Consider the following 9,464-nt stretch of genomic DNA (forward strand, 5'->3'; position numbering starts at 1 on the left):
CGTCGGCCCCGAGCGCGACTCCGGCGGCGGGCGCGAGCGGGATCAGGACCGCGATCACCCCGTAGGCACCGCCGCCGGCGAAGACGAACAGCGAGCGGCCGTATCCGTCCGAGAGCCGGCCGGTGAACAGCTGCCCGACCATGTTCGTCGCCTTCTCCGCGGTGACCGTGATCGCGATGGCGATCCCGGCGACACCCAGCCCGCCGGACGCCATCGACGTCCCGGCGTAGATCGGGATCCACGTCCGGACCATCGTCACGGCGAAGGCGTACTGAACGCGGAACGTGGAGATCGTGAGGATCTTCCGGTTGACCGCGAGATCCGAGAACGGGAACCCCTCGACGCGGGTGTCGTCGTCGTCGAGGACGGCCCACGTGACGATCCACGCGAGAATCATCAGAAGCGAGATGACGGTGAAGATCGGACCGAACCCGAACGCGTCGTACACGGCTCCAGCCGAGAGCGACCCCACGATCGAGGCGGCGAAGGACGCCGCGTTCGCCTTGCCGATCTTGTCTGCTCGGGTCCCGACGTCGGCGATCTGTCCGACGAGCGAGAGCGTCATCAGCCCCGCCCCGGTGACGACCACCCCTTGGAGCGCGCGGATCGCGATGAACGACGCCGAGGAGTCGACGAGCGGGAACAGCGCGTACACGCCCGCGCCGACGCCCAGGACGACGAGGAGGACGGTCCGCTTGTCGAAGCGGTCGCCGGCCCATGCGAGCGGGACCACCGCCGCGGTCTGTGCCAGCGTGAACCCCGTCGTGTACATCCCGATGATGAACCCGGCGGAGACGGTGACGCCGAGCACCGTCGTCGCCTGCGGGTCGAGAGTGTTTATGTACGGCCCCAGCAGCGTGATGAGTGTGATGAAACCGAACCCTTCGGCGAACCGGGTGAGATAGAGCGCCCAGAACTGGGATCGGCTGTCGGCGTTGCTCACACACGTAGGCGACCCACTGGTTTAAAAGGGATTTCGGTTCGAAACGTCCTCTCGGTGAGGGAGGTCACAACACGTCGAACTTGTCACGACGATACAGGTCGATCTCTTGGGCCGCCGTCCGAGGGCGCGTCGCCGCGAACACGATCGCTTCGGCGACCTCTTCGGGTTCCGTCACGCTGCCCGGTTCGAATCGCTCCGCGAACGCCTCGCCGCCCTCGCTACCGAACTCGGTTCTGACCTCTGAAGGGTTTATTACGGAGACGGCAACGCCATCGTCGCCGACCTGTGCGGCGACGCTGTGCGCGAACCCGCGAACCCACCACTTCGTCGCGGCGTACACGGGGTTCGACGATCGGGGGTATTTCCCGGCGAAACTGCCGACGACGACCAGCGTGCCGTCGCTCGTTCGGAGGTGTGGAATCGCCTCACGGGTGAGGAAAAACGTTCCGTCGACGTTCGTCTCCTGCATCGCGAAGTACTCCTCGTCGGTCATCGTCGCCACGTCGCTTCCGCGCCCGATCCCCGCGTTAGCGACCACGACATCGAGGCCGCCGAACCGGTCGATAGCCGCCTCGATCGCCGCCGTCGACGTCGCCCGCTCGCGGACGTCGCCGTCGATCACTTCGACTCCGACCTCGTAGCTCGTTTTGAGGTCGTCGGCGAGGCGGTCTAACGCTTCGCGACGCCGAGCGACCAGAACGAGATCCGCACTCTCGGCGGCCAGCGCGCGAGCCGTCGCCGCACCGATCCCCGCGCTCGCGCCGGTCAAGAGCGCCGTCTCCCCGGACAGCCGTGGCGTCGCGGGTCGGGTCGATCCGGCTTCGGACTCCGGTCCGGCAGTCTCGTCACGTGTCGGCATGGATGGACCGTCGGTGACGGGGGAGATAAATACGGGTGTCGAAACCGCGATGATGGGCCGCCGAGCCACCGAGTCCGGTCAGTTGGAGTCACGAGACCGCTTTTGGGTCCTCTCGGAGGCGGTTCCCACGGTGTCAGTTCGGACCCACACGGAACCCTCGGCGGTCGGAACGCTTGCGCGCGTCGCCATATTGAAACCCTCGCCGCGAGTGGTCACGGTATGGACGCCGAGCGCGAGGTACTCGACGTGTTGGCGCGGAACGCCCGCGAGGACATCGACGACATCGCGGCCCAGACGGGCCTCGATGCCGACGCGGTAGCGGACGCCATCGCAGCGCTCGAAGCGAACCACGTCGTACACGGCTACCAGGCCGTGGTCGACTGGGACCGCGTCGACGAGGGCAAGATCCGCGCAGTCGTCGAGATCAACGTCGAGCTCGACCGCGAGACCGGGTACGAGGAGGTCGCGGACCGGATCGCGAAGTTCCCTGCAGTCGACGCGTTACACCTCGTCTCCGGCGACTACGACTTCGCGGTCGAGGTACTCGGCGGGACGATGCAGGACGTCTCCCGATTCATCTCCGAGCAGGTCGCGCCGATGCCGGAGGTCACCCAGACGGTCACCCACTACATCATGGAGACGTACAAGGACGGTGGGGTCCGTTTCGCCGATGGGGACGACGACGACCGACTCTCCGTCTCCCCATGAGGACCGCCGGTCGCGCTCGGGAGCTCCCCGAGTCCGGGATCCGGAAGTTCTTCGAGCTGGCAGAGGCCCGCGACGACGTCATCTCGCTGGGGGTCGGCGAGCCCGATTTCTCCGCGCCGTGGGCCGCTCGCACCGCCGCGATCGACGCACTCGACCGGGGAAAGACCTCTTACACCGCCAACCGCGGGACTGCCGAGCTCCGCGAGGCGGTCGCCGCCCACCACGAGCGGTACGACCAGTCGTACGGCCCGTCCGAGGAGGTGCTCGTCACGACTGGCGCGAGCGAGGCCGTTGACCTCGCGTTTCGCGCGCTCGCCGACCCCGGCGACACCGTCGCGATTCACGAGCCGACGTACATCTCCTACGCGCCCGGCGTCGAACTGGCCGGCGGCGAGCCGCTGTCAGTACCGACACGCGCCGCCGACGACTTCGCGCTCACTCGCGAGCGACTGGAGGCCGCCGGCGCGGCGTCCGCGGACCTCCTCGTCCTTTGCTACCCGAACAATCCGACGGGCGCGGTGATGAGCGACTCGCAGCTGGCCGAGGTCGCCGCGTTCTGTCGGGAGAACGACCTCCGTGTCGTCGCCGACGAGATCTACGCGGCGCTCACCTACACCGGCGACCACGCGTCGATCGCGACCCAACCGGGCATGCGCGAGCGGACGGTCGTCGTCAACGGGTTCTCGAAGGCGTACGCGATGACGGGACTCCGGCTCGGCTACGCGCTCGGCCCCGCCGACGCCATCGACGCGATGAACCGGATCCACCAGTACACGATGCTCTCCGCGCCCACGACGGCCCAACACGCCGCGTTGGAGGCGCTCCGGAGCTGTGACGACGAGGTCAGTGAGATGGTCGGGGAGTACAACCGACGCCGCCGCCTCGTGGTTTCGCGGTTCAACGAGATGGGGCTCGACACGTTCGAGCCGGGCGGTGCCTTCTACGCGTTCCCGAACTGCGGCGGCGACGACGAGGCGTTCGCCGAGGCGCTGTTGGAAGCCGAGGGCGTGGCCGTCGTTCCCGGGTCGGTGTTCGGCGAGGGGGGTAAAGGACATCTCCGCGTGTCGTATGCGACCTCCATGCGCGAGCTGAAGGAGGCGACCTCTCGGATCGCCGACTTCGTCGCCGACCGTCGCTGAGCGGCTCCGACCGCCCAGCTGCGCGGTTCCGATCCGGTTGCCGAAACCCAGTCGCTTCGGGTACGCCGGGGTCTGTCAGTCCGCTTTCGTTCAGTCCGTGTCGTGTGTTACCAAACAGTAATTTTAAATAATTGATATTATACGGTGGAGGTAGTGATACGACATGTTCGGAGGGACGGCGGTTCTTGCGGTCGGAATCGGGATAGGAGCGCTCACACTCGGGGGTATAGCGATCGGTGGATACCTGATCGTTTGGGGACTAAACGGGTTTCGGCAGGGGATATCGGTATGGCGGAGCGATCCGATCCCCATCGAGGAGTCTCACCTCACGGACGGCACTATCGAGATCGAGGGCACCGCCGAAACGCTCGTCGAAACCGCGAGCGCGCCGTACTCCGGCCGAACGTGTCTCGCGTACTCGGCGAAGAAGCAGCGCAAGGAGCGGGAAAAGAACGATGACGGCGAGTGGGAGACGAACTGGAACACCATCTCCTCGCCGAGCGGTTCGGTCCCGTTCAACGTCGTCGACGACACGGGTTCGATCGCGGTCGATCCGGAGGCGGCGACGCTCGGAATGGACGGTGAGTACAGCAACCGGAGCGGGGACATCAAGTACTCGGAGAACCGGATCGACCCCGGCGACGAGGTACACGTGATCGGCCAAAAGCGGTCGGTCACGGAGACGCGCCCCGAGCTTGACGACGCGACCGAGTACATCGGCGACGGCGATGCAGCTCCGACGTTCCGGGTCACGGACGGAAGCGAGCTCGAAACGGTCGTTCGAATGTTCGGCCGATCCGCCGCGAGTATCGTCTTTGGTACGCTCATCGCTGGCATGGCCGGGTTCATGCTTTTAGACACGGTAGCGTAGGCGGCAAGTATCACCGATCGGTGGACGCGACCGATTCGGACCCCGAGGCGACCACCTAGTATATAAACGCGCGTCGAATTCCCGATCATTTACGAACGACTATGATAGATACGGAACGACGTGGGTACATGGAGTTCCAGCTATCCGACGAGCAGCGTCACCTTCGCGAGGAGGTCAGGCGGTTCGCCGACGAGGAGATCCGACCGGTCGCGACCGAACACGACGTCGACGAGTCGTACCCACACGAGGTCATGGAGAAAGCCGCCGGGATGGGGTTGCTCGCGCCGCACGTCCCAGTGGAGTACGGCGGTGTCGGCTACTCCGCGTTGGAGAACGCGATCCTGACCGAGGAGCTGTTCGCGGCGGACCCCGGGATCGGGCTCTGTGTCTCCAGTGCCGGGTTCGGCGCGGAGGCGCTCATGGGGTTCGGTACCGAAGAACAGAAAGCGGAGATACTGCCCGAAGTCACCGCCGGCGACGCGATCATGGCGTCGGCGATCTCGGAGCCACAGGCGGGGTCGGACGTGACGTCGGTGGCGACCAGTGCCGAAAAGGACGGGGACGAGTGGGTGATCAACGGCTCGAAGATGTGGATCACCAACGGCACCGTCGCGGACTACTTCGTCGTCGTCTGTGAGACCGATCCGGAGATCGACGACCGCTACACCGGTTTCTCACAGATCTTGGTCGAGGCCGACCGCGACGGGCTCACTCGCGAGAAGATCACGGGGAAACTCGGTATCCGCGCGAGCGACACCGCAGAGCTCGTCTTCGACGACGTACGGGTCCCCGAGGAGAACCTGATCGGCCAGCGCGGAATGGGCTTTCTCCAGCTGATGGAGTTCTTCGACGAGACCCGGACGGCGGTCGCCGCCCAGGGCGTCGGGATCGCTCGGGGGGCGGCCGAACGCGCGCTCGAGTACGCCGAGGAGCGCGAGCAGTTCGGCCGGTCGATCTCGGATTTCCAGGCGATCAAACACAAGCTCGCGGAGATGCACACCGACACCGAGGCCGCGCGGTGGCTCACCTATCGGTCCGCGTGGGCCGTGGACAACGAGTCGGAGAGCCTGACGGCGCTGGCGTCGATGGCCAAGGAGTTCGCCTCGCGCGTCGCCGTCGATGTCGCGAACGAGGCCGTTCAAGTCCACGGTGGGGCAGGGTTCGTCAACGACCACGACGTCGAGCGGTTCTACCGCGATGCGAAGATCACCCAGATCTACGAGGGTACCTCGGAGATCCAGAAGAACATCATCGCCCGCGAACTGCTCGACGAGGGGTTCTGAGCGGTCCGCGTCGGGAATCGCTATCTCCATACGTTGTGACAGCGAACGCGGAATATGGCGGACGAGATGGACCCCGAACGTCGACTCAAGCAGCAGCGCGACGACCTCGAGCTGTTGAACCAGGTAATGCGCCACGACATCCGCAACGACCTCCAGCTCGTCGGCGCGTACGCGTCGTTGTTGGAGGATCACGTCGACGAGGACGGCGAGGCGTATCTCGAAGTGATCAGAGAGAGCACGGAGAGCGCCGTCGCGCTCACGACGACGGTTCGCGACCTGGCAGAGGTGATGCTTCGTGAGGACGCCCAACAGAGCGGTATCGCCCTCGATCGGGTACTCTCACAGCAAGTCGAGGAGGTGCGCTCGGCGTACGCCGAGGCGGTGTTCACCGTCGAGGGTGCCTTCCCCGAAGCGACGGTGGTCGCCGACGACATGCTGGGCTCGGTGTTTCGGAACCTCCTGCGGAACGCGGTCCAACACAACGACAAGACGCCGCCGAAAGTCGACGTCTCGGCGGCGGTCGACGAGGAAGCCGACGTCGCCGAGGTGCGGATCGCCGACAACGGACCCGGCGTTCCGGCGGAGCACCGCGACGAGATATTCGGAAAAGGTGAGAAAGGGCTCGACAGCCCGGGCGCCGGGATCGGGCTGTACCTCGTCCGATCGCTCGTCGAGACGTACGGCGGCGACGTGTGGGTTCAGGGTAACGAGCCCGAGGGGGCAGTGTTCGCGGTCAGGCTCCCGCTCGCGGAGGGATAGGGACCCCTCGTTTTCGGCTCGCAGCGGGCAGCCGACGGTTCACTGCTCGTCGAACTCCATCGCCACCGAGTTGATACAGAACCGCTTGCCGGTCGGCTCCGGCCCGTCGTCGAACACGTGGCCGAGATGGGAGTCACAGCTCGCACATCGGACTTCGGTACGGCGCATCCCGTGGCTGGTGTCGAGCGTCGTCGTCACCGACTCCTCCTCGGCGGCGTAAAACGCCGGCCAGCCGCAGCCGGACTCGTACTTCGTTTCGGCGTCGAACAACACGGTCCCACAGCCGGCACAGCGGTACTCGCCGTCATCGGGGAGGTGGTCGACGTACTCGCCCGAGAACCGGGCTTCGGTGCCGCTCTCGCGGAGGATCCGGTACTCCTCGTCCGTGAGGCGTTCCCGCCACTCCTCGTCGGTCAACGCCGCCGGGTCAGGGTCGCTCGACTCGCTCATACGCCCGATAGGCACCGCACGGGCAAGGGGGTTGCGGCGGCGGCCGTCGGCCGTCCCCAAACGGTATGCCGTCGGGGTCGGATCGAATACACATGGCGCGAACCGTGACACACGAGGAGCGCGGCCCGGCGGTGCTCGACGAGTCCGACATGGGCGACGACGGAAGGATCTACGTCTGTGAGTGTGGGCTCTCGGATTCGAAGCCGCTCTGTGACGGGTCGCACAACGCGACCGCGGACGAGTCGGACGGCGCCGTCTACGAATACGCCGACGACGACGCGGACGGCGACCGTCGCGTGATCGCCGACATCGTCTACGCCGAGGAGGGATCGGCCGGCACGACTGATTCGACCGATTCGACCGATTCGACGAAGCGGTCCGCCGGGAAGACTGAGTGATCGGTCCGGTTGAGCGAGCTGGCCGGTCGAGCGAGCTGGGCGATCAGATCACGCCCATCGCGTCGAGCCGCTCCGGGAGGTACGTGTCGGTGACGAAATCCAGCCCGCGGCTCGCGAGCGACTGCTGTTCGGACTTCTTTCCGATATCGAGCTGCAGTTCGATCTGCTCTTCCCAGTAGTCGGTCTGGAACCGTGGGTCCTCAAGCTCGGACTCCAGGGCGTTGATGTCGGAGTCGGAAAGCGGGTCCGAGGGGAGGTCGTACTCGACGATGTCCTCCGGCTGGATCCCGACGTACTTCGCTTGCGGCGTGGCGAGGTACTTCGAGAGGTGTGCGGACTTGATCGAACCGTACGCGACGGAGCCGTAGATCCGGTAGGACCACGGGTCGCCGTCGGCGAACACGACGATCGGGACGTCGAGCTCGTCGTGGATCCGTTTCGTGATCCGACGGGTCGCTCGGGCGGGCTGACCCTTGAGGTGGATAACGAGGCAGTCGTACGCCTCGTCGAACCCGTTCTCCACGAGCCGGTCGCGCATCCCGCCGGTCTCGACGGCGAGCGCGAAGTCGATGTCGTGATCGAGGAACTCGATCATGTCCGGGTTGTTCGGGATCTGGTAGCCACCCTCCCCGACGTCCTCTTGACAGTGGATCTCGCGTTCGCCGCGGCGGGTCTGCTCGCGGATCTCCAGCGGGCCCATCAGGGTCGCCCCCGACTCCTCCGGGCGCATGTGGAAGTCCTCGCGGGTGACGCCCGTCACGACCTCCAAGTCCTCGACGAGGTCGTTCGACTCGTCCTGGCTGTTGAACTGCGCCTCGTCGTTGTTCCACGACTCGGAGAGGTAGTACAGCTCCCGCAGCGTCGACGACCGGTCGTCGTCGAGCTGGTTCGCGAGGAACTCGATCGTGTACGCGGCTTTCAACAGTTTTCGAGCCCCGCGCACGGAGTTCGCGCTCCGGGTCGAGGTCCGGTCGCCGTACGTCCAGACCCCGCTCTCCTCGTCGTATTCGATGTTGCTTTTCGTCCGGGTTGGCAGCTGCATCTCCGGGATCGATCCCGCCGCAAACTGGTCGTAGAAGTCGGCGGCCAACTCGATGAGCTCGTCTCGTGCGTCGCTGTCGGTCGTCATTTAGGCGTTCACCGTGAGTTTCTCCGTTTCGACGCCGCCGACGCTGATCTCGAACTCCGCGTCGTCGGCCGCGCAGTACGTCAGTTCCCGTTCGTCGCCCGACGGGATTTCCGGGTTCCACTGGACGAACCACTCGCCGTCCATGTCGACGACCGTCCCCTCCGAGAGGTCGGTCGGTTCGACCGTCAGGATATCCGTGATCTCAACGGTTTCGGCGACGTCCGAGTGGTTCTCGACGACGAGCGTCACCGTCTCTCCGTCCACCTCGCGCTCGACGCTCACGTTGTTCATGATCCGCGCCAACGCGGCGTCGATGTCGGGTCGTGGCCGCTCCGTGACCTCCGACACCTTGTCGGCCATCTCCGGGAGGATCCGGCCGAGGACGTCCTGTTTCTCGCGGCGCTGCTGCATCGAGCGGCGCTTGTTGAGGTACGATTTGAGCTCGCGGGCCGCCTCCCGAACAGCGAGCTCGATCTCGTCCTCTATCGCCGGGACGTTCGCGATGGCGTCCTTCGACTCGCTCGTGAACGGGACGTTCGTGGAGGCGACGTGGATCGAGATCACCGCCGGGCCGTTCGGCATCCCCGACCCGCCGGGCTGGTCGAGCCCGTAGTTCCGCCAGCCGATACCCCGGATCACGTCGGTCGTCGCGCACGCGCCGCGCTGGTACACCAGCGGGACGCGGTTCGCGAACCGGAGGAGCTCGACGCTCCCCTCCGCCGGGATCTCGCCGCCGTAGGCGATCCCGGCCTCGACGATGAACGGGTCGCCGCCGTGGACCTCGGCGTCCCGCGTCGCCGCCGCATAGAAGTCGGCGTCGTACTCCTTCCGGAGCCCGGCCTCCACGAGCTCGGCCGTGATCGGGGCGAGACAGTCGGTCGGCGGCGCGAGGATGTCCGTGTGCCGCATCGCCTCGAGGAGGTCG

At 66.1% G+C, this 9,464-nt stretch carries 9 protein-coding genes and 2 pseudogenes; 6 read left to right on the forward strand and 5 right to left on the reverse strand.

From position 1 onward, the window contains the following. Together ACFQEU_RS07135 and ACFQEU_RS07140 are read right to left on the reverse strand one after the other, a co-directional pair. The coding region (locus ACFQEU_RS07135; protein WP_379780686.1) for an MFS transporter at positions 1-943 on the reverse strand (943 nt) is incomplete at its 3' end. A gap of 64 nt (positions 944-1,007) precedes the next feature. Next, positions 1,008-1,802 (reverse strand): SDR family oxidoreductase, encoded by a 795-nt coding sequence (locus tag ACFQEU_RS07140; protein WP_379780688.1) that lies wholly within the window; start codon positions 1,800-1,802, stop codon positions 1,008-1,010. Between the two features lie 219 nt (positions 1,803-2,021). Here ACFQEU_RS07140 and ACFQEU_RS07145 point away from each other — a divergent pair, with 219 nt between their 5' ends. From ACFQEU_RS07145 to ACFQEU_RS07165, 5 genes are all read left to right on the forward strand, one after another. Then, complete coding sequence (locus ACFQEU_RS07145) at positions 2,022-2,510, forward strand: Lrp/AsnC family transcriptional regulator (RefSeq protein ID WP_379780690.1); 489 nt, start codon at positions 2,022-2,024, stop codon at positions 2,508-2,510. Continuing rightward, on the forward strand, positions 2,507-3,649 hold the full coding sequence (locus ACFQEU_RS07150; protein WP_379780692.1) for a pyridoxal phosphate-dependent aminotransferase: 1,143 nt from the start codon (positions 2,507-2,509) through the stop codon (positions 3,647-3,649). Before ACFQEU_RS07145 ends, ACFQEU_RS07150 begins: the two co-directional genes overlap by 4 nt. Before the next feature lie 163 nt (positions 3,650-3,812). Further along, positions 3,813-4,520 (forward strand): GIDE domain-containing protein, encoded by a 708-nt coding sequence (locus tag ACFQEU_RS07155; RefSeq protein ID WP_379780695.1) that lies wholly within the window; start codon positions 3,813-3,815, stop codon positions 4,518-4,520. A 128-nt stretch (positions 4,521-4,648) separates the two neighbouring features. Further along, the gene (locus ACFQEU_RS07160) at positions 4,649-5,803 is read left to right on the forward strand and encodes an acyl-CoA dehydrogenase family protein (protein ID WP_379780697.1); all 1,155 of its coding nucleotides are present in this window, start codon (positions 4,649-4,651) and stop codon (positions 5,801-5,803) included. Positions 5,804-5,857: 54 nt separating this feature from the next. After that, positions 5,858-6,562: a sensor histidine kinase gene (locus tag ACFQEU_RS07165; protein ID WP_379780699.1), complete on the forward strand. Its 705-nt coding sequence runs from the start codon at positions 5,858-5,860 to the stop codon at positions 6,560-6,562. A 39-nt stretch (positions 6,563-6,601) separates the two neighbouring features. Here ACFQEU_RS07165 and msrB read toward each other — a convergent pair whose 3' ends face one another. Continuing rightward, positions 6,602-7,012, reverse strand: a complete 411-nt coding sequence (gene msrB / locus ACFQEU_RS07170) for a peptide-methionine (R)-S-oxide reductase MsrB (protein WP_379780701.1) — start codon at positions 7,010-7,012, stop codon at positions 6,602-6,604. A gap of 92 nt (positions 7,013-7,104) precedes the next feature. Between msrB and ACFQEU_RS07175 the strand changes: the two are divergent. After that, a pseudogene (locus ACFQEU_RS07175) lies at positions 7,105-7,338 on the forward strand (CDGSH iron-sulfur domain-containing protein); the annotation flags it as partial. 115 nt (positions 7,339-7,453) lie between these two features. Here the strand turns inward: ACFQEU_RS07175 and ACFQEU_RS07180 are convergent. Continuing rightward, positions 7,454-8,539 (reverse strand): DNA topoisomerase IV subunit A, encoded by a 1,086-nt coding sequence (locus tag ACFQEU_RS07180; RefSeq protein ID WP_379780703.1) that lies wholly within the window; start codon positions 8,537-8,539, stop codon positions 7,454-7,456. After that, positions 8,540-9,464, reverse strand: a pseudogene (locus ACFQEU_RS07185) (DNA topoisomerase VI subunit B); the annotation flags it as partial.

This window comes from Halorubrum tibetense, from assembly GCF_042661865.1.
Classification (GTDB): domain Archaea; phylum Halobacteriota; class Halobacteria; order Halobacteriales; family Haloferacaceae; genus Halorubrum; species Halorubrum tibetense.

Coding starts and splice junctions, on each gene's coding strand:
- ACFQEU_RS07165 (WP_379780699.1), top strand. CDS start 5,858: ATGGCGGACGAGATGGACCCCGAACGTCGACTCAAGCAGCAGCGCGAC.
- msrB (WP_379780701.1), bottom strand. CDS start 7,012: ATGAGCGAGTCGAGCGACCCTGACCCGGCGGCGTTGACCGACGAGGAG.
- ACFQEU_RS07155 (WP_379780695.1), top strand. CDS start 3,813: ATGTTCGGAGGGACGGCGGTTCTTGCGGTCGGAATCGGGATAGGAGCG.
- ACFQEU_RS07145 (WP_379780690.1), top strand. CDS start 2,022: ATGGACGCCGAGCGCGAGGTACTCGACGTGTTGGCGCGGAACGCCCGC.
- ACFQEU_RS07160 (WP_379780697.1), top strand. CDS start 4,649: ATGGAGTTCCAGCTATCCGACGAGCAGCGTCACCTTCGCGAGGAGGTC.
- ACFQEU_RS07180 (WP_379780703.1), bottom strand. CDS start 8,539: ATGACGACCGACAGCGACGCACGAGACGAGCTCATCGAGTTGGCCGCC.
- ACFQEU_RS07140 (WP_379780688.1), bottom strand. CDS start 1,802: ATGCCGACACGTGACGAGACTGCCGGACCGGAGTCCGAAGCCGGATCG.
- ACFQEU_RS07150 (WP_379780692.1), top strand. CDS start 2,507: ATGAGGACCGCCGGTCGCGCTCGGGAGCTCCCCGAGTCCGGGATCCGG.